This window comes from Cryptosporangium japonicum, from assembly GCF_039524755.1.
In the GTDB taxonomy this organism is placed as follows: domain Bacteria; phylum Actinomycetota; class Actinomycetes; order Mycobacteriales; family Cryptosporangiaceae; genus Cryptosporangium; species Cryptosporangium japonicum.
In genome coordinates this window covers 71564-98541 of record NZ_BAAAGX010000035.1, presented here as the reverse complement: position 1 = coordinate 98541, position 26978 = coordinate 71564, and the positions used below count along the sequence as shown (strand labels likewise).

Below are 26978 nucleotides of genomic sequence, written 5' to 3'. Positions count from 1 at the left end.
ACGCAGCTCAGCGGGCGGTGGGGTCAGGCGTCCCGGCGGGTGAGCACCGCGTAGCCGGCCCCGGCCGTGGCCGCCGCCCACGCGGCCAGCACCAGCACCCCGGTCAGCGGCCCGTACGGCTGGCCGTCGGCCACGTCGGATACCGCGCCGTACAGCGCGGCCACCCCGGCCGTACCCGGCAGGTAGTCGTTGACCGACTGGATCGCGTCGATGCTGATCCGGGCCAGCACCGTGGGCAGCACCACCGCGATCACCAGCACCGCGGTGAGCCCACCCACCGCGCTGCGCAGCACGGTCCCGAGGCCCAGCGTGAAGACCGCGAGCGTCGCCGCGTAGAGCGCGGTCAGCAGCGTGTCGATCGCCAGGTCCCCGACCGGCCACCGCGCCGCCGACCCGGCGACCAGACCGGCCGCCACCGAACCGGCCAGGTGCAGCACCGCGCCGGTGACCGCCACCGCGCCACCGACCACCACGGCCTTGGCCGCCAGCATCCGGCCGCGCACCGGCACGGCACGCAGCGTCAGGCTGATCGTGCCGGTGGAGTACTCGCCGGTCACCGCCAGCAGCGCGGCCGCGATCAACGCGTACTGCGCGAACTGCAGCGACAACAGCCCCGCGTCCGACACCACCAGCGGCGACGGGCCGCCGCTGTCCTCGAGGTCCAGCCGCGCGTCGAGCCCGATCAGCACCGCGTACGCCAGTTGCAGGAACGCCGCGACGCCGAGACACCACCAGGTCGACCGGACCGAACGCAGCTTCGCCCACTCGAACGCCATCGCCGGGATCATCGCGGCACGCTCCGGTACTCCACCGACTCCGAGGTCAGCGCCAGGTAGGCGTCCTCGAGGGACGGATGGGACCCGACGAACGACGTCAGCGAGGCGTCGGCGAGCAACCGGCCGCGCCCGAGGACCAGCAGGTGGTCGGCGGTGAGCGCCATCTCGCTCATCAGGTGCGAGGAGACCAGCACGGTCCGGCCCTCGGCGGCGAGCGAGCGGGCCAGGTCGCGGACCCACCGCACGCCCTCCGGGTCGAGCCCGTTGACCGGTTCGTCGAGTACCAGCACGGGCGGGTCGCCGAGCAGCGCGGACGCGATGCCGAGCCGCTGGCCCATGCCGAGCGAGAACTTCCCGGCGCGCCGGTCCGCGACCGTCTCCAGCCCGACGAGCCCGATCACCTCGTCGACCCGGGCCGCCGGGATGCGGTGGCTGGCCGCCAGGGCACGCAGATGTGCCCGGGCGGTGCGGCCGGGGTGCGCGCCGCCCGCGTCGAGCACCGCGCCGATCTCCCGCAGCGGCCGGCGCAGCTGCCCGTACCGGACGCCGTTGACCAGGGCCTCCCCGGACGTGGGCCGGTCGAGCCCGAGCAGCATGCGCATCGTGGTGGACTTGCCGGCTCCGTTCGGGCCGAGGAAGCCGGTGACCAGGCCGGGACGGACGTCGGTGGTGACGTCGTCCACGGCGACGTGACCGCCGTAGCGCTTGGTGAGGTGTCGGAGCGTGATCATGACGGCGACGCTAGAGACCGCGGGTGCCCTCGCGCCGCCGCCGAACGGCAGGTCGTGCCCTGACGAAAGTAAGGCTCAGAGCGTCGTCAGCAGCTTGTGTTCGGTGATCGCGGCGAGGGAGAGCGTGCGGTAGCCCTCCTCGTCGAACAGCACCGTGAGGCGGTCGTCCTCCTCACGCATCACCGTGCCCTCGCCCCACTCCTTGTGCTTGACCCGCGACTGCACCGGGAACCCGGTGTCGCCGGACGGCGTCTCCTCGGCGGTGCCGTCGCGGCACGTGTCGCAGTAGCCGCACGGTTCGCTGAGGTCCTCGCCGAAGTACCCCAGCAGGAACTGACGGCGGCACCCCTCGGTGTCGGCGTACCCCCGCATCATCTCCACGCGGGTCTGCTCGATGCGCCGCCGGGTGGCGGCCCACTCCACGGCCAGCTCGACGGCCTTCTCCACCGTGCGCCGGCCGTGCCAGCGCGGCCCGTCGGGCGTCGCGGTGACCGAACCGGACTGTTCGAAGATGTTCACCGCCCGGGTGACCCGCGCCTTCGTCAGGTCCAGTTCGGTCACCAGGTCGGCGATGCGCACCGGCCCGCGGTGGTGCTTGAGCCCGGTGCCGACCCGCACCAGCAGGTCCTCGTCGGGAGCCCCGCCGGTGAAGAACCGCGGGATGTGCAGGTCCTCGGGGCGGAAGTACAGCGCGGCGATCGCGGTCTCGCCGTCCCGGCCGGCCCGCCCGATCTGCTGGTAGTACGAGTCGAGCGACTCGGCCGGTCCGGCGTGGATCACGAACCGCACGTCGGGTTTGTCGATGCCCATCCCGAACGCGGACGTGGCCACCACGACGACCGGCTCGTCGCCGCGGAACGCGTCGTGCACGGCCTCGCGCTCGGAGGCCTTCATCCCGGCGTGGTAGGCGAACGCGGGCACGTCGAGCTCGCGCAGCGCCTCGGTGTAGTCCGTCGCTTCGCGACGCGTCTGCACGTAGAGCAGCCCGGTCGGCGTCTCCGACGCCACCCGGTCGATCACCGCCTTCCGGACGCCGGGCGCGGTGACCTGCCGCGACACCTCGAGCCACAGGTTGGGGCGGTCGAAGCCGGCGATGACCTCCGCCGGCTCGCGCAGCCCCAGCACGTCGACGATGTCCGCGCGCACCGGGGGAGCGGCGGTGGCGGTCAGCGCCAGCACGGTGGGGTGGCCCAGGTGCTCGATGGCTTCGCTCAGCCGCAGGTAGTCGGGCCGGAAGTCGTGGCCCCAGGCCGAGACGCAGTGCGCTTCGTCCACGACGAACAGTGACGGCTCGGCGGCCTTCAGCGCGTCCAGCACGTCGGGCTTGGTCAGTTGCTCGGGGGCCAGGAAGACGAACTCGGCGTCACCGGAGCGCAGCGCCTCGAATGAGGCCTCGTTCTCGCCGGCGGACTGGTCGGAGTTGACCACGACGGCGGTCGGCGCGCCGTGTTCGGCCAGCGCCTGCATCTGGTCGCGCTGCAACGCCAGCAGCGGCGAGACGACGACCGTCGGGCCGTCGATCAGCACGGCCGGGACCTGGTAGATCGCCGACTTCCCCGACCCGGTGGGGGCCACCACCAACGTGTCGACGCCGTTGGCCAGGTGCAGCATCGATTCGGCCTGTACCGGCCGCAACTCGTCCCAGCCGTAGAGGTCGGACGCGATGTTGCGCAGCTTCTTCAGGTCACTGCGGCGGCGGGCCCAGGTGAGGGGGGAGCGCCTGCGGCGGCTCCGCCGCTCGTCGTTCGTGGTCACGGCTGCGCGGTACCCCGCATCTCTGGTCGCCTACACCTCGTCGACGCGTCCGTTCGGCGCGCACCGGCGCGGCCAGCGTAGACCCCGGGGGCGATGCTCCGGCTCAGCGCGTCGACGTAGGCTGGCCGACCATGTCGCACGCTGTTCTGATGACCGGCGCCCCGGCGACCGGGAAGACGACCGTCGGCCGGTTGGTGGCCGGTGCGCTGCGCGCGGCGATCCTCGACCAGGACGTCGTGACCGGGCCGTTCGTCGACGGCGCCGATCTCGACGGGCCGGCCGGTCGCGCGCTGCGTGCGGCCCGGTACGAGTCGATCCTCGCGGCGGCGTGCGACTGCCTCGCGGTCGGGACCCCCGCGGTCCTGGTCGCGCCGTTCACCGCCGAGCGGGCCCACGCCGACGCGTTCGGGGTGCTGGTCGACCGGTTCGCCGCGGTCGGGGCGGCGACGACGCTGGTCTGGCTCACCGCGCCGGCCGACGTGCTCGTCGCCCGGATGGCCGCGCGGGGAGCCGGGCGCGACGCCGGGAAGCTCGCCGACCCGGCGGCCTACTTCCGGGCCGGGCTGCTGGACGCGCCGTCGGTGCCGCACGTCCGGATCGACGCCACACGGGACCCACGCCGACAACGGGACACCATTCTCTCGTTCCTCCCTTGACATCTCCGTCGAGCAGGGCGCAGAGTTCTCGCGTCCGGTCGTGACAACGATTACCTAGCCGTTGATCTGGCGGTTGGTGGATCTACGCGACCAATCGTGACAACGATTACCCGTGTCGCCGAAGGGAGTCCGCCGGCCATGTTGATCGCCAACCCGAACCTCGCCATCGACCGGCTGGTGACGCTGGCCGAGATCGTTCCCGGCGCCGTGATGCGCTCCCGGCGCACCGAGCTGTCCCCGGGCGGCAAAGGCGTGAACGTCGCCAGGGTCCTGCGGGCCCACGGCGTGCGGGCCCCGCTGCTCGGCCTGCTCTGCGCCGGCGACGGCCCGCTGCTGGCCGGCCTGCTGGCCGCGGAGGGTGCCGAGCTGGTCGCGGTGCCGACGCCCGGTACGGTCCGGCAGGCGCTGGTCTTCCGCGAGTCGGCCGCCGGCCGGGTCACGGTCGTGAACGAACCCGGCGAGCCGGTGCCGGCGATCGCCTGGCACGCGTACCGCGAGGCGGCGGCCGCCCGGCTGGCCGACGGCGAGCTGTTCACGGTCTCCGGCAGCCTGCCGACCGGCGTCCCGGTCGAGGGGTACCGGCAGCTGGTCGAGCTCGCCCACGCCGCCGGTGCGGTGGTGGTCGTCGACGCCGCCCCGGCCGCGCTCGCCGCCGCGTTACCGGCCGGGCCGGACCTGGTCACGCCCAACCTGGAGGAGGCCGAGGCGACGCTCACCGGCGCGCCGGTCGACGTGCTGCCGATCCCGGCCGGTGCCGATGTGCGCGAGCGCGCCGAGGCCGCGGCGCGGGCCCTGCTGGCGGCCGGTGCCCGCCGCGCGGTGGTCACCGCCGGGGCGGCCGGGAGCGCGTTCGCCACGCCGGACGGCCTGGCCTGGATCCCCACCGTCCCGGTGCGTGTCGTCAGCGCGGTCGGGGCCGGTGACTCGTTCGTCGGCGGGCTCGCGCTCGAGCTGCTGGCCCGCGGCACCGGCGACGACGTCTGGCTGCCCGCCGTGGTCCGTGGGGTGGCCACCGCCAGCGCGTCCTGCGAAACGTCGCTGGCCGGTGGGGTGGACCCCGCGCGCGCGGCCGAGCTGCGCGGCAAGATCGAGGCACTCCTGACGAAGGTGAGTGCTCCGTGAAGCAGACAGCAGTGCGGTTGAAGGACGTCGCGGCGCTGGCCGCCACCAGCACGAAGACCGCCTCGCGCGTGATCAACGGCGACCCCAGGGTCGCCGAGGACACCCGGGTGCGCATCCTCGCCGCCGTCCGCGAGCTGGGCTACCGGCCCGACCCGACCGCGCGCTCGCTGCGCAAAGGCACCGACGACACGCTCGGGATCGTCGTCGACTCGATCGCCGACCCGTTCTTCGCCAGCATGACCGGCACGATCGAGCGCCTCGCGATCGCCCGCGGGCTGCGCGTGATGATCGCCAGCACCGGCCGCGACCCGCGGCTGGAGACCACGGTGGTCGACGACCTGCTGGCCCGTCGCGTCGCCGGCCTGGTCATCGCCCCCACCGCGACCGACCACTCCCACCTCGCGCAGGCGGCCTGCCCGGTGCTGTTCGTCGACCGCCGCCCGGACGGCTTCGCCGCCGGCGAGACCGTGCTGGTCGACGACAACGGCGGCGCCCGGCAGGCGCTCGCGCACCTGGCCGCGCAGGGGCACCGCCGGGTCGGGTACGTGGGCGGCAAGATGGACGTCGCCACCACCCGCAACCGGCTGCAGGGCTACCGCGACCAGGTCGCGGCGTCCGCGCTCGACGCCGACGAGGCGCTGGTCCGCACCGGCTGCAACACCGCCGACGACGGCCGCTCGGCCACCGTCGAGCTGCTCGCGCTGCCCGAGCCGCCCACCGCGATCTTCTCGTCCAACACCCGGACGTCGCTGGGCGTCGTCGCCGCGCTGCACGCCTGCGACCGCACCGACGTCGCGCTGGTCTGCTTCGGTGACTTCGCGCTGGCCGACGTCCTCGACCCGGGCGTCACGGTCGTCGACCACGACCCGGAGGCCATCGGTGAGCTGGCCGCCTCCACCATGTTCGAGCGACTGGCCGGGAAACCGGCCGTCGACAGCGACCGCACCCTGCCGCTGCGACTGATCATGCGCGGGTCCGGTGAACGGAGACCACCGCATGACTGAGCTCCTCCTCGGGGTGGACCTCGGGACGTCGGACACCAAGGTCCTCGTCCTGCGGTCCGACGGCGCCCGGATCGGCACCTGGCGCCGTCCCACGATCTGGCGACGGTTACCCGGCCGGCGTGTCGAGACCGACGCGCGCACGCTGCTCGACGGCGTCCTCGGCGTGATCACCGACGCGCTCTCCACGCTGGACGGTCCGCGGGTGACGGCGCTCGGCCTCACCGGCCTGGCCGAGTCCGGGGTCGTCGTCGACGCCGCCGGGACGCCCCGCACGCCGGTGATCGCCTGGCACGACCCGCGCGGCGCCGAGCAGCTGGCCCGGGTGCCCTCGGACGTCCGGGACGCGTTCGGGGTCACCACCGGCCTGCCGTTCCACCAGCAGTGGACGATCGCGAAGCTGCTCTGGGCCCGCGACCACGGCCTGGAGCTCCGGCCCGGCCACCGCTGGCTCAACGTTCCGGAGTACGTCGCGTTCGCGCTCGGCGCCGACCCGGTCTCCGAGGCGTCGCTGGCCTCCCGCACCGGCCTGCTCGACCTGGACACCGGCAGACCCTGGACCGCCGCGCTGGACCTGCTCGGCGTCCGGCCGGGGTTCATCCCGGAGCGGCGCTACGCGGGGGAGCCGGCCGGGACCGTCCGCGCCCCCGACGCGCCGCCGGCGCTGCGTGGCGCCACGATCTCGGTCGCCGGCCACGACCACCCGGTCGCCGCGTTCGGCGCCGGCGCGGTCGGCCGCGACGACCTGTTCAACTCGTGCGGCACCGCCGACACCCTGCTGCGCGCCATCCCGCGCGTGGTCACCGCGGACGAGCGGCGGCGGCTGACCGGCGCCCGGGTCGAGGTCGGCCGGCACATCCTGCCCGGGACGACGCTGGTCAACGCGCCCTCGCGGGCCGGGCTGGTGCTGCGCCGGGTGCAGGCCGCGCTCGGCGCGACCGACCTGGGCGCGCTGGACGCCGCCTATCCGGACGCCGACGCGTCGAAGGCCACCGTCACCGGTAGCGACGTGGAAGCCGACGACGTCGTGATCGCCCTGCGCGAGGGTGCGGCCCCGGCGGACGTCTGGGCGGCCGCGGTCGACGCCAACGCCGGCTACACCGCGGACCTGCTGGCCCGGATCGCCCCGGTCGCCGGGCCCTACCGGCGCGCGGTCGGGGCGGGGGGCTGGTTGCGGCTCTCCTCGATCCGGCGGAGCAAGAGCCGGGTGCTGCCCGGGCTGACGTTCAGCACGATCGACCAGCCGGGCGGGTTCGGCGCCGCCGTCCTCGCCGCGTGGGCCGCCGCCGGCCGCCCCGGTGACCTGGTCGAATTCTCCGCCGGCCTGCGACCGACCGCCGCGCTCACCCCGTAGCTCTCTTTTTTTGCCCGGGAGGTAATCGATTACCTCCACACCTGACGAAGGGACCCCCATGACGACCGACTCGGTCGCTGCCACCACCACCCTCGACGCCATCGCCGACGAGAACGGCGTCTTCTCGATCATCGCGATGGACCAGCGCAACACCCTGCGTCGCATGTTCGCCGCCGTCGGCATCGACCCGAGCGACGCCGACCTGGACCGGGCCAAGGTCGACGTCGCCGCCGCGCTCACCCCGATGGCCAGCGGCATCCTGCTCGACCCGACGATCGGCGTGCCGGCCGTGCAGAAGGCCGGCGCGCTCGCCGACTCCTGCGGCCTGCTGATCGCCGCCGAGCCGGAGAAGCGCCCGACCTTCAACGGCGAGCCCCGCGCCGCCCGCGACCCCGGACAGGGCGGCGAGTGGGTCCGCTCGCTCGGCGGCCACGCGGTGAAGTTCCTGATCCAGGTCCGCCCGCACCGCACCTTCAGCGCCGGCTCGCCGGACCTGGAAGCCGAGGCCCTGGACGTCGTCCGCCAGGTCGTCGCGGACTGCCGCGCGGCCGGCATCCCGTCGGTCGTCGAGAACCTGATCTACGCCCAGCCCGGCGAGGAGCTCACGGCGCAGCAGCGCGAGGATCTGATCGTCGAGTCGGCGATCCGGCTCGACGCGCTCCGGCCCGACCTGCTGAAGCTGGAGTACCCGGGCTCGGCCGCCGGCGCCAGGCGCCTGGCCGACGCGCTCACCGGCCCGTGGGCCGTGCTCTCGGCCGGAGTCGCGTTCGACAAGTTCCAGGAGGTCGTGACGATCTCCTGCGACGAGGGCGGCGCGTCCGGCTTCATCGCCGGCCGGTCGGTGTGGAAGGAAGCGATCGGCATGTCCGCGTCCGAGCGGTCGTCGTTCTTCGCCGACTCCGCCCGCCCCCGGCTCGAGAAGCTCCTCGCCGCGGTCGACGGCCGGGCGCGTTCGTGGCGAGAGGCGGCGCGTAGCTGATGGCCCCGGTGCTGCAGGCCCGCGGGATCACGCGGGAGTACGGACACGTCACGGCGCTGGCCGGCGCGGACTTCGAGGTGGAGGCCGGCGAGGTCGTCGCGCTGATCGGCGACAACGGCGCCGGCAAGAGCACGCTGACCCGGATCCTCTCCGGCACGGACCTCCCCACCAGCGGGGAGATCCTGTTCGAGGGCGAACCGGTGACCCTGGGGTCGCCGGTGGCCGCGCGTGAGCTCGGCATCGAGACCGTGTACCAGGACCTCGCGCTCGCGCCCCACCTGTCCCCGGTGCAGAACATGTACCTGGGCCGGGAGGTCATGAAGCACGGCCTGCTCGGCCGGCTCGGCTTCATGGACAAGGCCGCGATGCGGGCCGGCAGCCGCAAGGCCTTCGACGACCTCGGCGCGACCGTGCGCGACCTCGACGGCCCGGTCGGCGGCATGTCCGGCGGTCAGCGCCAGGGCATCGCCGTCGCCCGCGCCGCCGCCTGGGCGAGCAAGGTGATCTTCCTCGACGAGCCCACCGCCGCCCTGGGTGTCGTCCAGACCAGGAACGTCCTCGACCTGATCCGGCGCACCGCCGCCAACGGCATCGCGGTGGTGTTCATCAGCCACTCGATGCCGCACGTCATCGACGTCTCCGACCGCGTCCAGGTGATGCGCCAGGGACGCCGGGTCGCGACGTTCCGCACCGCGGACACGTCGATGGAGCAACTCGTCGGTGCGATGACCGGCGCACTCGAAGGGAGCACGGCGTGAGCAGCGTGGCCACGGCAACCCGGACGACCGAGAAGCGTCCGGAGGCTCCGAAGGGCCGGAGCCGGATCGCGAAACTGCTGGCCACCCAGCAGTTGCAGATCGTCTTCGTGCTGCTGGTGATCTACGCGATCTTCGCGATCATGCGCCCGGAGACGTTCCCGACGCTGTACAACCTGCGCGGCATCGTGGTGAACACCTCGATCCTCGCGGTGCTCGGCGCCGGTATGACGCTGGTGATCATCACGGGCGGCATCGACCTCTCGGTCGGCTCGGTCCTGGTGTTCAGCGGCGTCATCGCGTCCAAGACGATGGTGGCGGCGGGCGGCCAGGGCTGGGGCGTCGCCGCGCTCGGCGTCGCCGTGGCCGGTGCCTGCGGGCTGGGCTGGGGCCTGCTCAACGGCGTGCTGATCGCGAAGCTGAACATCCCCCCGCTGATCGTGACGCTCGGCACGCTCGGCATGGCGCTGGGGTTCTCGCAGATCATCACCAAGGGCGTCGATCTGCGTGACGCGCCGGACGTGCTGGTCAACAACATCGGCTTCGGCAACGTCTTCGGCCAGGTGCCGTGGATCTCGGTGATCGCGCTCGTCGTCGTGATCGTCGTCGGCGTCCTGCTGCACCGCAGCCGCTGGGGCCTGCACGTCTTCGCGATCGGCTCGAACGCCGAGGCCGGCCGCCGGGTCGGGCTCAAGGTCGACCGCCAGCTGATCGGCGTCTACGCGCTGGCCGGCCTGCTCGCCGGGTTCGCCGGCCTCCTCAACCTCGTCTTCTACCAGTCGACGACGATCGGCGGGCAGACCCAGACGAACCTGAACGTCATCGCGGGCGTGGTGATCGGCGGCACCAGCCTCTTCGGCGGGGTCGGCACGATCTTCGGCACGATCATCGGCCTCTTCATCCCCGCGGTGCTGCAGAACGGCTTCGTGATCCTCGGCGTGCAGCCGTTCTGGCAGCAGGTCGTCGTGGGCGCGGTGCTCGTCGCGGCGGTGTACGCCGACCAGACCCGGCGCGCTCGCGCGCTGCGCGGTGGGAGATCCACCGGTTTTCGCTTTCCCTTCCTCAACCCCCACGGCACGACTCCAACGAAGGAGCAGTCATGAAGAGAACTCGCACTGGTGCGGCGGTGGCCGGCCTGGCCGCGGTCGCGATGCTGGCCGCGGGCTGCGGCGGCGGCGGTTCGGCGAGCGGCGGCGACGGCTACAAGCTGGCGTTCATCGAGGGTGTGACCGGTGACGCGTTCTACGTGACGATGGGCTGCGGCGTCCAGGACGCGGCGAAGAAGGCCGGCGCGACCGTCGACATCCAGGGCGCGCAGAAGTTCGACCCGACGCTGCAGACGCCGGTGCTGCAGTCGGTGATCGCGTCCCGCCCGGACGCGATCCTGATCGCCCCGACCGACGCGAAGTCGATGGAGCAGCCGATCAAGCAGGCCACCTCGGCCGGCATCAAGGTCGTGCTCGTCGACACCACGCTGGAGAACACCGACGGCATCGTGTCGTCGATCGCGTCGGACAACAAGGGCGGCGGCGAGGCCGCGTTCAAGGCCATCCAGCAGCTCGCGCCGAACGGCGGCAAGGTGCTCGTCATCGACAACCAGCCGGGCATCAGCACGTCCGACGCACGCACCCAGGGCTTCGACACTGCGGCGAAGGCCGACTCCAAGTACACCAACCTCGGGGTCCAGTACGTGCAGAACGACCCGGCGAAGGCCGCGCAGATCGTCACCGCCGCGCTGCAGAAGGACCCGGACATCGTCGGGATCTTCGCGACGAACCTGTTCGGCGCGACCGGTGCCGCGACCGGTGTCCGCCAGGCCGGCAAGCAGGGCACGGTGAAGATCGTCGGCTTCGACGCCGGGTCCGACCAGGTCAAGGCGCTGCAGGACGGCACGATCCAGGCGCTGATCGCCCAGCAGCCCGGCACGATCGGCACCGACGGCGTCGACCAGGCCGTGAAGGCGCTGAAGGGCGAGGCGACCGAGAAGACGATCCAGACCGGCTTCACGATCGTCACGAAGGACAACCTGAACAGCGCCGAGGGCCAGGCCGCGCTGTACAAGTCCCGCTGCTGAGCCCCGCCGGTCCCCGGCGGCACGCGCCGCCGGGGACCGCGGTGGGTCAGGACAGCGGCCGGAACCGGCGCAGCCGCTGGCTGTTGGCGACGACGAACACCGACGAGAACGCCATCGCCCCACCGGCCAGCATCGGGTTGAGCAGACCGGCGGCGGCCAGCGGGATCGCGGCCACGTTGTAGGCGAACGCCCAGAACAGGTTCCCGCGGATCGTGCGCAACGTGCTCCGGGACAGGCGGATCGCGTCGGCGGCGGCGACCAGGTCACCGCGGACGAGCGTGAGGTCCGCGGCCTCGATCGCCGCGTCGGTGCCGGTGCCCATCGCGAGGCCCAGGTCGGCCCGGGCGAGCGCGGCGGCGTCGTTCACCCCGTCGCCGACCATCGCGACGACCTTCCCCTCGGCCTGGAGCCGCTCCACGACGTCGACCTTGCCGCTGGGCAGCACCCCGGCGACGACGTGCTCGATGCCGACCTCGGCGGCGACGGCACGCGCCGCGGCCTCGCCGTCGCCGGTGAGCAGCACCGGCGTGAGCCCGAGCCGGGTGAGCTCGGCGACCGCGCGGGCGCTGGTCGGCTTCACCGAGTCCCCGACCGTCACCACGCCCCGGGCCGTGCCGCCCCAGCCCACCGCCACCGCGGTGCCGCCTACCGCGTCCACCAGCTCGGGGGGCACGTCGTAGTCGCGCTCGCGCAGGAGCTCGAGCCGCCCCACGACGACCTCACCCACCCCGGGGAGCCGGCCGACCACGCCGCGGCCCGGCTCGTTGCGGAAGCCGGTGACCGCGACCGTCGGAGCGCCGGCGGCGGCCACGGCCCGCGCGATCGGGTGCTCGCTGCCGGCCTCCACCGCGGCGGCGTGGCGCAGCACCTCGCCGGCGTCCTCGCCGGGGGCCGCGATCACGTCGTGGACGGTCATCCGGCCGGTCGTCACGGTGCCGGTCTTGTCGAGCACGATCGTGTCGACGCGCCGGGTCGACTCCAGGATCTCCGGGCCCTTGATCAGCACGCCGAGTTGCGCGCCGCGCCCGGTGCCGACCAGCAGCGCGGTCGGCGTCGCGAGCCCCAGCGCGCACGGGCACGCGATGATCAGCACCGCGACGGCCGCGGTGAACGCCGTGGTCCACCCGGCTCCGGAGCCGACCCAGAAGCCGAGCGTCGCCACCGCGAGCGCCAGCACGATCGGCACGAACACGCCGGAGATGCGGTCGGCGAGCCGCTGCACCGGGGCCTTGCCGGCCTGCGCCCGCTCCACCAGCGCCGCCATCCGCGCCAGCTCGGTGTCGCGCCCCACGCCGGTCGCCCGCACGACGAGCCGGCCGCCGACGTTGACGGTGCCGCCGGTCACCGCGTCGCCCGGCCCCACCTCGACCGGGACCGGCTCACCGGTGAGCATCGACGCGTCCACCGCGGACGCGCCGTCCTCGACGGTCCCGTCGGTGGCGATCGTCTCGCCGGGGCGCACCACGAACCGGTCGTTCGTCGTCAACTCGGATACCGGAACGCGGGCCTCCACGCCGCCGCGCAGCACGCCGGCGTCCTTCGCGCCCAGCTCGAGCAGGGCTTTCAGCGCCCCCGTGGCCCGGCGCTTCGACCGGGCCTCGAAGTAGCGCCCGGCCAGCAGGAACGTCGTGACGCCCGCCGCGACCTCGAGGTAGATCATGCCGCGCGGATCCTCGTCGCCGAGGCTCCAGGTGAACGGGTGGGTCATCCCGGGCAGGCCGGCGGTGCCGAAGAACAGGGCCCAGAGCGACCACCCGAACGCGGCGAGGGTGCCGAGCGAGACCAGCGTGTCCATCGACGCCTCGCCGTGACGCAGGTTGCGCAGCGTCGCGGTGTGGAACGGCAACCCGCAGCCGACGACGACCGGCGCGGCCAGCGTCAGCGACAGCCACTGCCAGTACTCGAACTGCCAGGCCGGCACCATCGCGAGCACCACGACCGGCACGGACAGCGCGATCGCCACCAGCAGCCGGGTGCGGGCCGGGTCGGTCTCCGGCTCCTCCGGCGGCGCTTCGGCCGGCAGGGTGGCCGTGTACCCGGTCTTCACCACGGTGGCGATCAGCTCGTCGGCGCTGTGGCCGCCGTCGTCCTGGATCGTCGCCCGCTCGGTGGCGTAGTTGACCGTGGCGCTCACCCCGTCGAGACGGTTGAGCTTCTTCTCGATCCGCGCCGCGCACGACGCGCAGGTCATGCCGCCGATCTCCAGCTCGATCATCGGGAGGCCTCCCGGGTGAACTCGGCGGTGCGCACGACGTCGCCGTGCTTGAAGTCGAAGTAGAGACGGTACGTGCCGTCGGACGGTACCTCGGCCACGAACGTGGTGCCCGACTGCGGGTGGACGTGCAGGTAGGCGAGGTCGCCGCCGCGCAGCGCGACCAGGTGCCCGTCGGCGCCGAGGTAGGGCTGCAGGTCGGTCACCGGTTTCCCGTTCCGGCTCACCGACGCGGTCACGGTCGACGACGCGCCGGGCGTCAGGTCGCCGGTGAGCGTCACGGTGTAGCCGTCGACCGTGCTGGTGGGCGCCGGGGCCGGCAGCGCGGCCGGCCGGTAGTCGCCGGGGGCCGGGACGTCGACGCCGAGCGTCAGGCCGTCCTCCTGCGCGGCCGGGACGAAGTCGGCGAACACCCGGTACTGGCCCGGCGCGGCGACCGCGAGCGGGATCTCCCAGGTACCGTCGGGGCCGAGCACCGGGTGGACGTGCCGGAACGCCGACAGGTCGCGGCGCACGACGATCAGGTGCAGGTCCTTCTCGTGCTCGGTGGTGTACCGGGTGACCGGCTTCCCGTCCGGGCCGAGGATCCGGAACCGGAACGGCTGGGGCGCCCCGGTGGCGAGCGTGGGGGACAGCGGCTCGAGCCGGTACCCGTCCTCGGTGGTCTGGAGCCCGGCCGGGACGGCCTCCCCGTGCCCTTCGGACGAGTCTCCTTCGGAGGAGTGCCCTTCGGAGGCGCGCTCCTCGGTGGCGTGCTTCTCGGCGGACATGACCGCCGGTGGCGGCTCGGGCTCCGGGCCGATCCAGCGCCCCAGCCCGGTGGCCGCGGCGAACACGACCACCAGGCCGAGCGCGAACACCGACAGGCGGATCGACGTGCGCACGGGGTCCTCCTCGACTCGACGACGTGGTCGACTATACGGGTACCCCCTATAGGTATCAACTCACGACGGCGCGCGCCCGGGGAACCACCAGTTGGCCCGGCCGGCCAGACGCATCAGCGCGGGCACCAGGATCGCGCGGATCACGGTCGCGTCGACGACGATCGCCAGGGCCGCGCCGACGCCGATCATCTGCAGGTACATCACGTCGCCGGTGGCGTAGAGCGAGAACGACAGCGCCAGGATCACCGCGGCCGCAGTGACCAGCGGCGCGCTGCGCTGGAGGCCGTCGAGCACGGCGCGGTGGCTGTCGCCGGTCTCGCGGTAGCGCTCGGTGATCCGGGACAGCAGGAAGACCTCGTAGTCCATCGACAGCCCGTACGCGACGCAGAACATGAGGATCGGGAACGCCGGGTCGAGCGTGCCGATCGGCGTGAAGCCCAGCACGTCGGCGAACGCGCCGTTCTGGAACACGAACACCAGGACGCCGAACATCGCGGCGAGGCTCAGCAGGTTGAGCACGGTGGCTTTGACCGGGATGAGCAGGCTGCGGAACACCGCGGCGAGCAGCACGAACGTGATCCCGAGGATCAGCACCGCCACGAGCGGGACGCGGTCGGCGAGCGCGGCGCGGAAGTCGGTGAGCTCGGCCGGGTAACCGCCCACGAGGACGTCGACCGGCGCCGGTACGGCGCGGAGCCGGTCGAGGAACGCGGTGGCGCCGGTGCCGGTCAGGACCTCGCGGGTCGGGATCGCCTCCAGGCGGGTGCCCCGCGCGCTGCTGAGGCGGTGCGGGTTCGGGGCCGCCCCGATCCGCCGGCCGTCGACGTAGACGCCGGTCGTGGCGTTGACCCGCGCGACGCCCTCGACCCTGGAGAGGGCGGCCGCGTACGGCCGGACGTCGGCGTCCCGGCCGCGCGGCGCGATCAGGTGGACGGCGTCGTTGGCCTCGGTGGCGAACGCGGCGCGTAACGCGTCGTAGGTCTGCCGGGTCGAGGCGCTGGGCGGGAGCACCCGGTCGTCGGGCAGGCCGATCCGGAGCCCGGCCGCCGGGGCGGCGAGGACGCCGACCAGCAGGAGCCCGGCGAGCGAGAACAGCACCGGGCGCCGGGTGACGGCCTCGCCGGCCCGGTACCAGAAGGTGGTACGCCGGGCCGGGCGCCGGCGCAGGGCCCGCGGGCCGAGGACCGCGAGGGCGGCGGGGAGCAGGACCAGCGCCCCGGCCACGGCCGTGATCACGACCAGCACCCCGGCGTACCCGAACGAGCGCAGGAACGGGTAGGGGAGCGCGAGCAGCGCGGCGAGCGACGTCGCGACGACCAGGCCGCTGAACAGCACAGTGCGCCCGGCCGTACGCAGCGTGGTGACGACCGCGTGCTCGGTGCCGTGCGCGAGTTCCTCCCGGAAGCGGCTGATCACGAACAGCGAGTAGTCGACGCCCAGCCCGATGCCCAGCACCAGCGTGATGTTGGCGGCGAACGTCGAGATCTCGACGACGCCGGTGAGGGCGCGCAGCGCGGCGAGCGTGGCGATCACCGAGAACAGCCCGACGCCCAGCGTCAGCAGCGCCAGCCGGACGCGGCGGTAGAGCAGCACCAGCAACCCCAGCAGCAGTGGCGCGACGAGCAGTTCGGCGCGGACGAAGTCGCGCGCGGCCTGCTCGCTGACCTGGGCGGAGACCGCCTCCGCGCCGGCGACTCCCACGTCGAGCGCCGCGGTCGTGCGCGTGAACGACCCGAGCAGCGCGTCCCGGATGTGGGCGCGGGTCGCGGTGGCGTCGCCCGTCACCCAGGCCAGGACGACCGCCTGGGTGCCGTCGCGGCTGCGCAGGGTCGGGTCGCGGTCCTGCGACCAGTACGACCAGACGTCGCCGACCATCGGGTCGGCCGCGAGCTCGGCCTCGAGCGCGGTGGCCTCGGCGCTGACCGCGTCCACGGTGGTTCCCCGGGCGGTGACCAGCAGGATCAGGTTCGCGTTGCCGGTCTCGAAGTCGCGGGCCAGCACCTGCTCGGCGCGGACCGACTCGCTGCCCGGCGCCTCCCACCGGCTCAGCACCAGCGCGTCCATCGTGCCGGCGGCGACGGCGCCGAGCACGAGGGTGAGCACGAGACCGGCCCAGAGGACGGCCGTGCGGTGACGGACGACGAACACGGCGGCCTCCGCTAAATTACGAGTGATTGCTCGCCAAAAAATACGAGCGATCGCTCGTATTCGTCAAGGGAGGGCGCCGTGGTCCGTCGTCAGGCGCGTGGTCAGCAGCGCATCACCGACATCCTGGACGCGGCCCTCGCGCTGTTCGCCGAGGTCGGGTACGCCGCCGCCTCCACGAACGCGATCGCGGCGCGGGCCGGGATCTCGCCCGGGTCGCTGTACCAGTTCTTCCGGAACAAGGAGGAGATCGCGCAGGCCCTGTCCGAGCGGCTGGTCACCGCGCTGGGGGAGGCGCACGCGGCGGCGTTCGCCGAACGGGACGTCGTCGAGCTGCCGCTCGAGGAGCTGGTCGACCGGATGACCGCGCCGCTGATCGCGTTCAACGTGGCCAACCCGGGCGCGAAGGTGCTGTTCGGCAGCGGCGACGTGCCGACCGGGCTCGCCGAGGCCACCCGGCCGGTATTCGCGGCGGTGGCCGGCCGGGTCACCGCCGTCGTGGCCGCGCGCGCTCCGGCACTGTCCGCTCCGGAAACCGAACGGGTGGCCACCGTGGCCGTGCGAATCGTCGCCGCGATGATGCCGCCGATCGTGGGCGCGTCGGGCGCGGAGCGCGACGCGCTGATCGCCGAACTGCACCGGGCGCTCGTGGGCTACCTGGCGCCGCTGGAGTCGGCTTCCGGGCCCACCACCTCGGCCAGGCCGACCTCCTCCGCGAACGGGTCGACGGCCGCGTCGGTCAGCAGGGGTGGGTCGCCGGCCGATCCGCCGCGACGGGTTCCGGCCGTGCCGGTGAGGGGCGGCCGGGGATGACGGCGGCAGCGGCCAGGAGCAGGAGCAGTGCGCCGGTGAGCCCGGCGTGGACGCGGTGGGTACCGGCCAGCGGGGTGTCGGCGGTCTGGACGACCAGAGCGACGGAGGCGATGCCGAGTGAGGCGCCGAGCTGGTTGAGCATGGAGAGCGCGGAGCTGCCCGGGGGCACCAGCGGCGGGGGGAGCGTGCGGTAGACCGAGCCTATCGTCGGGGCGCCGACGCCGCCCAGGGCGGCGCCGAGCACGAAGGCCTGCAGGGCGGGGAGTGCCGGGGGAACGTCCGCACTCACGGTGGTGAGTGACAGCGCGGCCGCGGCGGCCACGCCGCCGCCGATCGGCACCAGGCGCCGGGAGCCCAGCCGATCGGAGAGCCGCCCGGCGATCGGCATGGCCATCGCGGAACCCAGGCCGAGTGGGGCGAGCAGCAACCCGGCGGCCGAGGCGCCGAGTCCGCGCACGAGCTGGTGGTACAGCGGCAGCGCGGCCAGGCTCGCGAACGTCGCGGCACCGCACAACCCCGCGACCACCACACTCGCACTGAACCCGGGCCGCCCGAACAACCGCAGATCCAGCAACGGTGCCGCCCGCCCGGACCCCCGCGTTCGTCCCGCGCGATTCCGTGCTCGGCGGACCGTCCGCTCCGGATGTCCGCCGGAGGGCGTGCGCGACGTAGGCGACCAGCAGGACCACGGCCGTGGCGGCCCAGGCGAGCGGCACGAGCCCGAGGCCACCGCGGGCGGCCAGCTCGGTCAGGGCGAGGAGGGCGGCGGCCACGCCGGGACCGAGGAGCGCGAGGCCGAGAACGTCCAGGCGGGCCGGGCGGCCGAACAGCACCAGCCCGGCGAGCCAGAGCCGGCGACAGCCGATCCGATCGACGGCCCACGCGGTCACCGGGATCGTCACGGTCAGCGCCACGAGGTAGCCGCTCGACACCCACCCCGCCGCGCTCAGCGACGTGCCGAACTGGTCGGCGAGCGTGCGGATCGCGACGGCGACCATGGAGCCGTCGAGGATCCCCATCGCGCCGCCGACCAGGACGACGGCGACCAGCTGCTCGCGTGCTACTGCGACGAGAAGTCGTGGGCGTTGCGGCGGCTGCTGTTCGCGGAGAGCGGTCAGTTCCCCGACCTGCCCGAGATCATCCGCGGCCGGGCGGCCGACCCGGTCACCGAGGCGCTCGCGGACCGGCTCGCGCACCTGGCGCTGGCCGGGCGGCTACGGACCACCGACCCCGCGCTGGCCGCCGATCAGTTCGCCGCGCTGCTCACCGGCTCGCTGGACCACCGCGCCCGGCTGGGCACCCGTCCCGTCCCGGACGACGAACTCCACGGCGTCTGCCGCGCCGCGGTCTCCACCTTTCTCGCCGCGTTCGGCTCCTGAGCCTCGGATCGGCGGGCCGTGGATAGGGACGGGTGCGGGCGGTAGAAACAGGGAGTGATCGATCGAAGCGGGCTGGCGGAGTTCCTGCGGCGTCGGCGGGAGTCGTTGCAGCCCGAGGACGTCGGCCTGCCGCGCGGGCAGCGCCGCCGCACCAGCGGCCTGCGGCGCGAGGAGGCGGCCGCGCTCTGCCACATGTCGGCCGACTACTACGCCCGGCTCGAACGCGAACGCGGCCCGCAGCCGTCCGAGCAGATGATCGCCTCGATCGCGCAGGGCCTGCACCTCTCGCTCGAGGAACGTGACCACCTGTTCCGGCTGGCCGGGCACAACCCGCCGGCCCGCGGCCCGGCCGGCGACCACATCAGCCCCGGCCTGCTGCGGGTGTTCGACCGCCTCGGCGACACCCCGGCGGAGATCGTCACCGAACTGGGCGAGACGCTGCGCCAGACCCCGCTCGGCGTCGCGCTCACCGGCGTCACCACCGACTTCACCGGCCCGGCACGCAGCATCGGGTACCGCTGGTTCGCCCGCCCCGAGTCGCGTGCGCTCTACGCGGCCGAGGACCACCCGTTCCTCTCCCGCGTCTGGGTCTCCGGCCTGCGTGAGATCGCCACCCTGCGTGGCCCCGGCTCGCGGGCCGCGTACTACGTCGACCTGCTCCTCGCCGAGAGCGCGGAGTTCCGCGAGCTCTGGGAGCGCCACGAGGTGGGCGTCCACCCGGGGGACACGAAGCGGTTCGCCCATCCCGAGCTCGGGGCGCTCGACCTGACCTGCCAGACGCTCGTCGACCGGGGTCAGTCGCACTATCTGCTCGTCTACACCGCGATCCCGGGCAGCGAGAGCTACGAGAAGCTGCAGCTGCTCTCGGCCGTCAGCGTCTGAAGCCGTCCATGATGCGGACGAGCGTCCGCTAGACTACGGCGATGGCGAATCGTGGAACCGGGCCGGACTTCGTCGAGGCCCTGGCCCGGGGCTTGGACGTGCTGGCGTGCTTCGACGCGCGGCGGCCGGTGATGTCGCTCAGCGAGGTGGCGAGCGCGACCGAGCTGGCCCGTCCGACCGCCCGGCGGCTGCTGCTGACGCTGGAGGAGATGGGGTACGTGCGCACCGCCGAGGGCGGCGGGTTCGCGCTCACCCCGAAGGTGCTCGCGCTCGGCATGGCCTACGTCAGCTCGCAGGGGCTCTGGGAGATCGCCCGGCCGCACCTGGAACGGCTGGTCGCGGCCACCGGCGAGTCGTCGTCGATGGCGCAGCTGGACGGCTCGGACATCGTCTACGTGGCCCGGGTGTCGGTGCCGAAGATCATCACGCTGCGGGTGGACATCGGGACGCGCTTCCCGGCCGCGCAGACCTCCCAGGGCAAGGTGCTGCTGGCCGGCCTGTCGCCGGCCGAGGCCGAGCGGGTGCTCGCCGAACCCAGCCGCTCCGGGTTGCCGCGCTACATCGGCCGCACCGCCGACGAGCTCGCGGCCGAGCTCACCGAGGTGCGGGCCCGGGGCTGGGCGCTGGCCGACGAGGAGCTCGCGCCCGGCGTGCGGTCGGTGGCCGCACCGGTGCGTGACGGCTCGGGGCGGGTGCGCGCGGCGATGAACGTCACCGTGCACGCGGCCGAGACGTCCCTGGAGACGCTGCTCGACGCCCATCTGCCCCGGCTGCTGCGCACCGCGGGCGACGTCAGCGCCGAGTGGGCGCTCTGGCAGTCCCGCCCGCACGCCGAGATCGCCCGGTCCGAGACCGCCTGAGCCGAGCCTCCTTGACACCTCGCCCGGGCCGCGCAAAGCTGGCGGACAAGTGTCCGCATCGTGGTTGGGAGTGCTAGTGACGAGCAACGGCCCGTTGTCGGGGATCGTGGTCGCCGACTTCTCGCGGGTACTGGCCGGGCCGTACGCGACGATGCTCCTCGCCGACCTGGGCGCCGAGGTGATCAAGGTCGAGGGCCCCGCCGGTGACGACACCCGCGGCTGGGTGCCGCCCACCCGCGACGGCGTCGGCACCTACTACCTGTCGGTCAACCGCAACAAACGGTCGATCGCGCTGGACCTCAAGGACCCGGCCGACCTCGAGGTGGCGCACGCGCTGAGCGCACGCGCCGACGTCTTCATCCAGAACTTCAAGCCCGGCGGCCTGGCGCGGTTCGGCTTGGACTACGACGCGGTGAAGACACGCAACGACACGGTCATCTACTGCTCGATCAGCGGCTTCGGCAGCACCGGCGGCGCCGCGCTCCCCGGCTACGACCTGCTCGTGCAGGGCATGTCGGGCCTGATGAGCCTCACCGGTGACCCCGACGGCACCCCGTTCCGCGCCGGCATCTCGGTGTTCGACGTGATGACCGGCATGCACTCGGTGATCGGCATCCTGGCCGCGCTGCACCACCGCGACGAGACCGGCGAGGGCCAGCACATCGAGACGAACCTGCTCTCGACGGCGCTCAGCAGCCTGGTGAACCAGACGTCGGCCTACGTCGCCGGTGGAGTGGTGCCGAACCGCATGGGCAACGCCCACCTGAGCCTGTTCCCGTACGAACCGCTGCGGACCGGCGACGGTGAGCTCATCGTCGTCGCGGGCAACAACGGCCAGTTCCGCAAGCTCGCCGAGGTGCTCGGCCACCCCGAGTGGGCCGACGACCCGCGGTTCGACACGATCGGCAACCGCAACGACAACCGCGAGCTCCTGCGCCCGCTGCTGCTCGAGGCGCTCGCCGCGAAGAGCGCCCAGGACTGGTTCGACGTCCTCACCGAGGCCGGCCTGCCCTGCGGACCGATCAACACGGTGCAAGGTGGCGTCGAGCTGGCTGAACGATTGGGCCTGGCGCCCGTCGTAGAGATCGGGGACGTGCCGACGGTGCGTAACCCGATCCGGTTCTCGGCGACCCCGCCGACGTACCGGTCGGCCCCACCGGAGTTGGATGAGCACGGCGACGAGATCCGCGAGTGGTTGGGAGTCACGCGTGCCTGAGTACCCCACGGCGCTGGGTGCCTCCAGCCGCCACGAGATCACGCTGCTCGGGCAGAGCCTCGCGAACGACGTCATGGGCACGGTGGGCTTCGGTGAGCTGGCGTTCTGGCTGGCCACCCAGCGTCGCCCCAGCGCGGGCGAGGTCCGGGTCTTCGAGGCGGTGCTGGCCGCGCTGGCCGACCACGGGTTCACGCCCACCGCGATCGTCACCCGCCTCACCTACCTGTCCGCCCCCGACTCGGTGCAGGGGGCGCTGGCCGCGGGGCTGCTCGGCGGGGGGTCGCGGTTCCTCGGCGTCACCGAGGACTGCGGCCGGTTCCTGCACGAGGCCCTCGCCGCCAGAAAGCCGGACCAGAGCTGGGACGACTTCGCCCGGGACGTCGTGACGCAGCAGCGAGCGGCCAGGAAGTTCATCCCGGGCCTGGGCCACCACGTGCACAAGGACGGCGACCCGCGCACGCCGCGCCTGTTCGCGATCGCCGAGGAGGAAGGCCTGGTCGGCCCGCACCTGAGCCTCTTCGCCGCGATCGGGCGCGTGCACCCCGAGATCCTCGGCAGGACGCTGCCGCTCAACGGCGCCGGGGTGTGCGGCGCCGCGCTCGCCGACCTCGGCCTGCCCCTGGAGCTGCTCCGCGGGTTCGCGCTGCTGGCCCGCACCGCCGGCCTGATCGGGCAGCTGGCCGAGGAGCTCCGGCACCCGGTGGCGAACGACATCTTCCTGTCAGTGGATCTGAACAATCGCTCGGTAGCCCCCGATGGAGGTCTCCATGGCTGAACTCGTCGCGGTCATCGCGTCCACGCACCATCCGTTCTATTACAAGACGAGCACCCTCCCGGAGTCCGAACGGCCGCCGTTCGCGGCCGAGTGGATCGCCAAGATCCAGAACTTCCGGGAGACGCTCACCAAGGCGCGTCCCGACGTTCTGGTCATGGTGGGCTCCGACCACTTCCACCAGCTGTGGCTCGACAACATGCCCCAGTTCCTGGTCGGCAAGGCGCCGGTCTACGACGCCAACTGGTACAACGAGGAACGCGAGTTCGGGCTGCCGCGCATGCGCCTGGCCGGCGACGAGGCGTTCAGCGAGCACATCCTGCGCCAGGGCCTGGACGCGGGCTTCGACCTGGCGTTCAGCAACGAGCTGCGCATCGACCACAGCGTCACCTGCCCGATCATCACGCTGCGCCCCGAGGCCGACCTGCCGATCGTCCCGATCTACACGAACATCTTCGCGCCGCCGCTGCCGCAGCCGAAACGGTTCGTCCAGCTCGGACGCACGATCCGGGAACTGGTCGAGTCGATGCCCGGCAACCAGCGGGTCGCGGTGATCGGCACCGGGCACCTCTCGCTGGAGCTCGGCGGGCCGCGGCAGTTCGGGCCGACCGGCCCCGACCCGGAGTTCGACCGCAAGGCCGTCGAGTGGATCGCGTCCGGGGACATCGAGGGCTGCCTCGCCGAGGTGACGCTCGACAGCCTGCACCAGCCGGGCAACGCCACCCACGGGTTCATGGACTTCATGCTGATGATGGGCGTCGCCGGCGAGGGCGCGAAGGCCGACTACACCGAGACGGTCGACCTGTTCCACACGATGGAGGCCTACTTCACCTGGTACCCCGGAGGTGCGCCGAAATGAGCAAGTACCTGGTGAACAAGTTCCTGTACACGGTGGACCGGGACCCGGACCTGGTGGAGCGGTACAAGACCGATCCGGCCGGCACGGTGGCCTGGTGGGAGACCGAGAAGGCCAACGAGCTGCTCAATTGTGTCGCCGCCGAGCGGTCGACCTACCAGCGGTTCACGGACGAGGAGCGGGCCGCGCTCGTCGACCAGGACCACGTCAGGCTGTTCGAGATGGGCGCCCACCCGTTCCTCACCCTGACGCTGTTCATCGCCATGTTCGAGCACGACCACGAGCCCCTCGGCTACGTGAAGGCCTACGCGGCGAAGATGTCCCACATCTCCCTGCCGTACCCCGACATCGCCACCTGAGCAGCCGGTCAGGCCTCCCGGCGGTGGAGTCGAAGCCCCACGAGCCGGGAGGCCTTCGCTGTCGCACGCTGACCCCACGCCGGGGATCGGCCGGTGACGACCGAGCGGGTCATCACCTGACCCGCGCCCTCCACAGCAGCCAGATGAAATACGGCGCCCCGATCATCGCCGTCATCAAACCGGCGGCGAGCTGGGACGGCGCGATCACCGTGCGCCCGAGGGTGTCGGCCACGCTCACCAGCACCGCGCCCAGTGCCACCGCGACCGGCACCGCTCGGCGGTGCTGCGCACCCACCAGCGCCCGGGCCGCGTGCGGTGCCACCAGGCCGACGAACCCCAGCGCCCCGACCGCACCGGCGGCGGCCGCGGTCAGCACCGCCGCGAGCGTCAGGAAACCCAGCCGGGCCCGGCCGAGCGGCACCCCCAGCACCCGCGGGACGTCCTCGTCCAGCGCGACCAGGTCGAGCGTGCGCGCACCGGCCACCGTCAGCGGCAGCGCGATCAGCAGGGCCAGCGCGACCGGCGCGAGCTGCGCCAGGCTGCGCCCGTAGGTGGAGCCGGCCAGCCAGGTCAGCGCCAGGTTCGTGTTCCACGGCTGCGCGACGACGATCACCAGCGTCGTCAGCGCGACGGCGCCGGTGCTCGTGCCGATGCCGACGAGCACGATCCGGTCCGACGACAGCCCGCGCCCGGCCGCGAGCCAGTAGACCAGCGCGAACGTGCCCAGCGCGGTGAGCGTCGCGACGCCCATCACCGGCCAGATGCCGATGCCGGGGATCAGGAGCGCGACCGCGACCGCGCCGAGGCTCGCGCCGGGGGTCACGCCGAGCAGCGACGGCTCGGCGAGCGGGTTGCGGCAGACGGCCTGCACGATCGCTCCGGCCAGCGCCAGCGCCGCCCCGCCCAGCAGGCCGGCCAGCACCCGCGGCCACCGCTGGTCGAGCACGAACGTCACTTCCCGGCCGGACGCGCCGCGCCACCAGTTCACGACGTCACCGAGCAGCACGAGCCGGTCGCCGAGCAGCAGCGCGGCCACCAGCGCGCCGACCGTGAGTACGCCGAGCACCACCGCGACGAGAACCACCCAGCGCCGGGAGCGCACCGTCCCGGACGCTCCCCGGGCCGGGGCGGCCGCCGGGCCACCGTCCCGGATCCGCCGGGCGAGCCGCACCAGCACCACCGCGCCGGCGAGCGTCGTCAGCACGCCGGTCGGCACCGAGATGACCTTGTCCACCGGGACGAACAACCGCAACAGCACATCGGCCAGTACGACGACGACCGCGCCGACCAGGCCCGCGAACGGGAGCAGCACGAGGTGGTTGCCCAGCCCCGGCGCCCGCCGCGCGGCCAGCCGGGCGATCACCGGCGCGCAGAGCCCGACGAACCCGATCGGCCCGGCCACGGTCACGGCGGTCGCGGCCAGCAGCACCGCGAGGACCACGGCGAGCACCCGGGTGCGCCGCACCCCGACGCCGAGCACGCGGGCCGGGTCGTCGCCCAGCCCGAGCACGTCGAGCCGGTGCGCGAGCAGCAGCACGGCGAGCACGCCGAGCACGACGACCGGCGCGGCCATCGTGACCTGCCGCGCCCCGGACTGCACGGTCGTGCCGCTGCCCCAGGCGAACAGCCCGACGGTGTTCTGCTGGAACAGCATCAGCAGGACGATCGTCAGCGCGTTGAGCGCCAGCGCGATCGCCGACCCGGCGAGGATCAGCCGGGTCGGGCCGGCCGCGCCGCCGCGCGCGACGAGCAGCACGAGCGCGGACGCCGCCAGGCCGCCGAGGAACGCGATCACGCCGCGCAGCCCGAACGGCAGCGCGACCCCGGACGCGGCGACCGCCACCACCGACACGTACGCGCCGGCATTGACCGCGAGCGTGTCGGGGGAGGTCAGCGGGTTGCGTGCCACCGACTGCAGAACGGCACCGGCGACGCCGACCGCGAGCCCGACGAGGAGCGCGGCGGCCAGCCGCGGCGCCCGGCTGGCGACGAGCACGGCCACCGCCTCGGCCCGGTCGTCCGACGCGGAGTTCCCGGGTGCCAGCGCCGAGAGCAGCTCACCCAGCCCCAGCCGGGCCGTGCCCTGCGTCAGGTGCCAGAGGGAGAGCCCGGCCAGGAGCAGCAGCCCGAGGGCGAAGGCCACGGTGACGCGCACCGGCCTGCCCCCGGCGGCGGTGCCGGGGGTGGCCGGTGCGTCGAGCGTCGCGGTCACGTGAGGGCGGCGACGACCGCGTCGACGTACTTCGCGGCCGACGGTGTGCTGCCGAACATCCAGATGCCGTCCGGGATGCGGTGCACGTTGCCGCCGGCCTTGACGAACGCGAGGTTCTTCCAGACCGCGTTGCCGGTCAGGCCCTGCACGAACGCCTTGCTGGCCTCGTCGCTGCTGGCCACGTAGAGGAACGACGTCTTCGCGTCGGTGATCCGGGTGAGGCCTTCGAGGTCGGTCTGGGCGAGGCCGTAGTCCTTGTCGCCGCCGGTGGGCCACTGGTTGGTCAGGCCGAGTTCCTCGCCGATCGCGCCGAAGAACGAACCCGGCGTGTACAGGCGGATCGAGATCGTGCCGGAGTCGACCCAGCCGTCGGCCATCGCGAACGGCGCGCCGGTCTTCCCGGCCTTCGCCAGCGCGGCCTTGCCCTCGGCGATCGTCGCGTCGTAGTCCGCGAGCAGCTTCGTGCCGACCTCGTCGGTGCCGGTGATCGTCGCCAGGGTCTTGACCGTGCGGCGCATGTACCCGATCGGGTCGGTGCCGTCGGAGCCGCGCAGCGTCAGCACCGTCGACGTCTTCTCGATCTGGGCGATCACGTTCTCCGGCAGGTCGGTGACGGTCACGACCAGGTCGGGCTTGAGCGCGCCGATCGCGTCCAGGCTGGGCTCACCGCGGGTGCCGACGTCCGGCGTGGACGGGTCCAGCGCCAGGCTGGTGTCCCACTGGTTGTAGCCCTTGACGTCGGCCGCGCCGACCGGCTTCACGCCCAGCGCGAGCAGCGTCTCGGTGAGGCCCCACTCGAGCGAGACGACGTTCGCGGCCGGGGCGTCGAGTTTCACGGTGCCGCGCTCGTCGGTGACCTGGACCGGGCCGGCGTCGGTGGCCGCGGCCGGGCTCGCGTCGTCGCCCGGGTTCTCCGTGGTGCCGCAGGCGGCGAGCAGTAACACGGCGGCGGTGGCCGCGATCAGTTTCTTCACAGGGGTGTCCTTAGGTGAGGGCACGAGTGGTGTGGCGTCCGACCGGACGGGTGCGGACCCGCCCGTCGGCGTCGGTCTCGACCTCGATGCGCAGGCCGTAGACCTCGGTCAGCGTGTCGGCGGTCAGGACGTCGGCCGGGGTTCCGGTCGCGCGCACGCGACCGGCGTCGAGCAGGACCACGCGGTCGGCGACCGCGGCGGCCAGGACCGC

25 protein-coding genes and 2 pseudogenes are annotated in these 26978 nt (G+C 73.3%); 16 read left to right on the top strand and 11 right to left on the bottom strand.

What is annotated here, in order from left to right:
* Positions 1 to 23 precede the first annotated feature (23 nt).
* The 3 genes from ABD437_RS38030 to ABD437_RS38020 all read right to left on the bottom strand — a co-directional run bounded on the left by ABD437_RS38030 (position 24) and on the right by ABD437_RS38020 (position 3262).
* A complete protein-coding gene (locus ABD437_RS38030) occupies positions 24 to 788 on the bottom strand; it encodes an ABC transporter permease (protein ID WP_344653835.1) in 765 nt (254 codons plus the stop codon).
* Positions 785 to 1507, bottom strand: a complete 723-nt coding sequence (locus ABD437_RS38025; protein ID WP_344653834.1) for an ATP-binding cassette domain-containing protein — start codon at positions 1505 to 1507, stop codon at positions 785 to 787. The genes ABD437_RS38030 and ABD437_RS38025 overlap by 4 nt, the downstream gene beginning before the upstream one ends.
* A 75-nt stretch (positions 1508 to 1582) precedes the next feature.
* Positions 1583 to 3262, bottom strand: a complete 1680-nt coding sequence (locus tag ABD437_RS38020) for a RecQ family ATP-dependent DNA helicase (protein WP_344653833.1) — start codon at positions 3260 to 3262, stop codon at positions 1583 to 1585.
* Positions 3263 to 3393: 131 nt separating this feature from the next.
* Here ABD437_RS38020 and ABD437_RS38015 point away from each other — a divergent pair, with 131 nt between their 5' ends.
* From ABD437_RS38015 to ABD437_RS37980, 8 genes are all read left to right on the top strand, one after another.
* Positions 3394 to 3918, top strand: coding sequence for a P-loop nucleotide/nucleoside kinase family protein (locus ABD437_RS38015; protein WP_344653832.1), 525 nt, complete (start codon positions 3394 to 3396; stop codon positions 3916 to 3918).
* Positions 3919 to 4056: 138 nt separating this feature from the next.
* Positions 4057 to 5040, top strand: coding sequence for a 1-phosphofructokinase family hexose kinase (locus ABD437_RS38010; RefSeq protein ID WP_344653831.1), 984 nt, complete (start codon positions 4057 to 4059; stop codon positions 5038 to 5040).
* Complete coding sequence (locus ABD437_RS38005; protein ID WP_344653830.1) at positions 5037 to 6044, top strand: LacI family DNA-binding transcriptional regulator; 1008 nt, start codon at positions 5037 to 5039, stop codon at positions 6042 to 6044. The genes ABD437_RS38010 and ABD437_RS38005 overlap by 4 nt, the downstream gene beginning before the upstream one ends.
* Positions 6037 to 7395 carry an FGGY-family carbohydrate kinase gene (locus ABD437_RS38000; protein WP_344653829.1) on the top strand — a complete coding sequence of 453 codons (1359 nt, stop codon included), beginning with the start codon at positions 6037 to 6039 and terminating at the stop codon, positions 7393 to 7395. The genes ABD437_RS38005 and ABD437_RS38000 overlap by 8 nt, the downstream gene beginning before the upstream one ends.
* A gap of 58 nt (positions 7396 to 7453) precedes the next feature.
* Positions 7454 to 8374 (top strand): hypothetical protein, encoded by a 921-nt coding sequence (locus tag ABD437_RS37995; protein WP_344653828.1) that lies wholly within the window; start codon positions 7454 to 7456, stop codon positions 8372 to 8374.
* On the top strand, positions 8374 to 9132 hold the full coding sequence (locus tag ABD437_RS37990; protein ID WP_344653827.1) for an ATP-binding cassette domain-containing protein: 759 nt from the start codon (positions 8374 to 8376) through the stop codon (positions 9130 to 9132). Before ABD437_RS37995 ends, ABD437_RS37990 begins: the two co-directional genes overlap by 1 nt.
* The gene (locus ABD437_RS37985; protein ID WP_344653826.1) at positions 9129 to 10232 is read left to right on the top strand and encodes an ABC transporter permease; all 1104 of its coding nucleotides are present in this window, start codon (positions 9129 to 9131) and stop codon (positions 10230 to 10232) included. The genes ABD437_RS37990 and ABD437_RS37985 overlap by 4 nt, the downstream gene beginning before the upstream one ends.
* The gene (locus tag ABD437_RS37980) at positions 10229 to 11203 is read left to right on the top strand and encodes an ABC transporter substrate-binding protein (RefSeq protein ID WP_344653825.1); all 975 of its coding nucleotides are present in this window, start codon (positions 10229 to 10231) and stop codon (positions 11201 to 11203) included. The genes ABD437_RS37985 and ABD437_RS37980 overlap by 4 nt, the downstream gene beginning before the upstream one ends.
* Positions 11204 to 11249: 46 nt before the next feature.
* Here the strand turns inward: ABD437_RS37980 and ABD437_RS37975 are convergent, their stop codons facing one another.
* Genes ABD437_RS37975 through ABD437_RS37965 form a run of 3 tightly spaced genes read right to left on the bottom strand, consistent with a single transcriptional unit; the run spans position 11250 to position 16447 of the window.
* Complete coding sequence (locus ABD437_RS37975; RefSeq protein WP_344653824.1) at positions 11250 to 13418, bottom strand: heavy metal translocating P-type ATPase; 2169 nt, start codon at positions 13416 to 13418, stop codon at positions 11250 to 11252.
* Entirely contained in the window at positions 13415 to 14299 is an 885-nt protein-coding gene (locus ABD437_RS37970; protein WP_344653823.1) for a hypothetical protein, read from the bottom strand. The genes ABD437_RS37975 and ABD437_RS37970 overlap by 4 nt, the downstream gene beginning before the upstream one ends.
* Positions 14300 to 14359: 60 nt before the next feature.
* On the bottom strand, positions 14360 to 16447 hold the full coding sequence (locus tag ABD437_RS37965) for an MMPL family transporter (protein WP_344653822.1): 2088 nt from the start codon (positions 16445 to 16447) through the stop codon (positions 14360 to 14362).
* Positions 16448 to 16525: 78 nt separating this feature from the next.
* Between ABD437_RS37965 and ABD437_RS37960 the strand changes: the two genes are divergently transcribed.
* Positions 16526 to 17257, top strand: a complete 732-nt coding sequence (locus tag ABD437_RS37960) for a TetR/AcrR family transcriptional regulator (protein WP_344653821.1) — start codon at positions 16526 to 16528, stop codon at positions 17255 to 17257.
* On the opposite strand, the gene ABD437_RS37955 is transcribed toward ABD437_RS37960, so the two are convergent.
* Together ABD437_RS37955 and ABD437_RS37950 are read right to left on the bottom strand one after the other, a co-directional pair.
* Positions 17184 to 17987, bottom strand: a complete 804-nt coding sequence (locus tag ABD437_RS37955) for an MFS transporter (RefSeq protein ID WP_344653820.1) — start codon at positions 17985 to 17987, stop codon at positions 17184 to 17186. The genes ABD437_RS37960 and ABD437_RS37955 overlap by 74 nt on opposite strands.
* A 151-nt stretch (positions 17988 to 18138) precedes the next feature.
* Positions 18139 to 18255, bottom strand: a pseudogene (locus ABD437_RS37950) (hypothetical protein); the annotation flags it as partial.
* Positions 18256 to 18342: 87 nt separating this feature from the next.
* Here ABD437_RS37950 and ABD437_RS37945 point away from each other — a divergent pair.
* From ABD437_RS37945 to ABD437_RS37915, 7 genes are all read left to right on the top strand, one after another.
* Positions 18343 to 18636, top strand: coding sequence for a TetR/AcrR family transcriptional regulator C-terminal domain-containing protein (locus tag ABD437_RS37945; protein WP_425558338.1), 294 nt, complete (start codon positions 18343 to 18345; stop codon positions 18634 to 18636).
* Positions 18637 to 18690: 54 nt separating this feature from the next.
* Entirely contained in the window at positions 18691 to 19518 is an 828-nt protein-coding gene (locus tag ABD437_RS37940) for a helix-turn-helix transcriptional regulator (protein ID WP_344653819.1), read from the top strand.
* Between the two features lie 41 nt (positions 19519 to 19559).
* A complete protein-coding gene (locus tag ABD437_RS37935) occupies positions 19560 to 20378 on the top strand; it encodes an IclR family transcriptional regulator domain-containing protein (RefSeq protein WP_344653818.1) in 819 nt (272 codons plus the stop codon).
* Between the two features lie 76 nt (positions 20379 to 20454).
* The gene (locus ABD437_RS37930) at positions 20455 to 21594 is read left to right on the top strand and encodes a CaiB/BaiF CoA transferase family protein (RefSeq protein WP_425558336.1); all 1140 of its coding nucleotides are present in this window, start codon (positions 20455 to 20457) and stop codon (positions 21592 to 21594) included.
* A complete protein-coding gene (locus ABD437_RS37925) occupies positions 21545 to 22369 on the top strand; it encodes a citryl-CoA lyase (protein ID WP_425558335.1) in 825 nt (274 codons plus the stop codon). Before ABD437_RS37930 ends, ABD437_RS37925 begins: the two co-directional genes overlap by 50 nt.
* Positions 22362 to 23225 (top strand): DODA-type extradiol aromatic ring-opening family dioxygenase, encoded by an 864-nt coding sequence (locus ABD437_RS37920; protein WP_344653815.1) that lies wholly within the window; start codon positions 22362 to 22364, stop codon positions 23223 to 23225. The genes ABD437_RS37925 and ABD437_RS37920 overlap by 8 nt, the downstream gene beginning before the upstream one ends.
* Entirely contained in the window at positions 23222 to 23581 is a 360-nt protein-coding gene (locus ABD437_RS37915; protein WP_344653814.1) for a hypothetical protein, read from the top strand. Before ABD437_RS37920 ends, ABD437_RS37915 begins: the two co-directional genes overlap by 4 nt.
* 112 nt (positions 23582 to 23693) lie before the next feature.
* Here ABD437_RS37915 and ABD437_RS37910 read toward each other — a convergent pair whose 3' ends face one another.
* From ABD437_RS37910 to fecE, 3 genes and pseudogenes are all read right to left on the bottom strand, one after another.
* A complete protein-coding gene (locus tag ABD437_RS37910) occupies positions 23694 to 25793 on the bottom strand; it encodes an iron ABC transporter permease (RefSeq protein ID WP_425558334.1) in 2100 nt (699 codons plus the stop codon).
* Entirely contained in the window at positions 25790 to 26767 is a 978-nt protein-coding gene (locus tag ABD437_RS37905; protein ID WP_344653813.1) for an ABC transporter substrate-binding protein, read from the bottom strand. Before ABD437_RS37905 ends, ABD437_RS37910 begins: the two co-directional genes overlap by 4 nt.
* 10 nt (positions 26768 to 26777) lie before the next feature.
* Positions 26778 to 26978, bottom strand: a pseudogene (fecE, locus tag ABD437_RS37900) (Fe(3+) dicitrate ABC transporter ATP-binding protein FecE); the annotation flags it as partial.

Coding starts and splice junctions, on each gene's coding strand:
- ABD437_RS38025 (WP_344653834.1), bottom strand. CDS start 1,507: ATGATCACGCTCCGACACCTCACCAAGCGCTACGGCGGTCACGTCGCC.
- ABD437_RS38015 (WP_344653832.1), top strand. CDS start 3,394: ATGTCGCACGCTGTTCTGATGACCGGCGCCCCGGCGACCGGGAAGACG.
- ABD437_RS38030 (WP_344653835.1), bottom strand. CDS start 788: ATGATCCCGGCGATGGCGTTCGAGTGGGCGAAGCTGCGTTCGGTCCGG.
- ABD437_RS38010 (WP_344653831.1), top strand. CDS start 4,057: ATGTTGATCGCCAACCCGAACCTCGCCATCGACCGGCTGGTGACGCTG.
- ABD437_RS37915 (WP_344653814.1), top strand. CDS start 23,222: ATGAGCAAGTACCTGGTGAACAAGTTCCTGTACACGGTGGACCGGGAC.
- ABD437_RS37995 (WP_344653828.1), top strand. CDS start 7,454: ATGACGACCGACTCGGTCGCTGCCACCACCACCCTCGACGCCATCGCC.
- ABD437_RS37990 (WP_344653827.1), top strand. CDS start 8,374: ATGGCCCCGGTGCTGCAGGCCCGCGGGATCACGCGGGAGTACGGACAC.
- ABD437_RS37975 (WP_344653824.1), bottom strand. CDS start 13,418: ATGATCGAGCTGGAGATCGGCGGCATGACCTGCGCGTCGTGCGCGGCG.
- ABD437_RS37925 (WP_425558335.1), top strand. CDS start 21,545: ATGAGCACGGCGACGAGATCCGCGAGTGGTTGGGAGTCACGCGTGCCT.
- ABD437_RS38000 (WP_344653829.1), top strand. CDS start 6,037: ATGACTGAGCTCCTCCTCGGGGTGGACCTCGGGACGTCGGACACCAAG.
- ABD437_RS37920 (WP_344653815.1), top strand. CDS start 22,362: ATGGCTGAACTCGTCGCGGTCATCGCGTCCACGCACCATCCGTTCTAT.
- ABD437_RS37935 (WP_344653818.1), top strand. CDS start 19,560: ATGGCGAATCGTGGAACCGGGCCGGACTTCGTCGAGGCCCTGGCCCGG.
- ABD437_RS37980 (WP_344653825.1), top strand. CDS start 10,229: ATGAAGAGAACTCGCACTGGTGCGGCGGTGGCCGGCCTGGCCGCGGTC.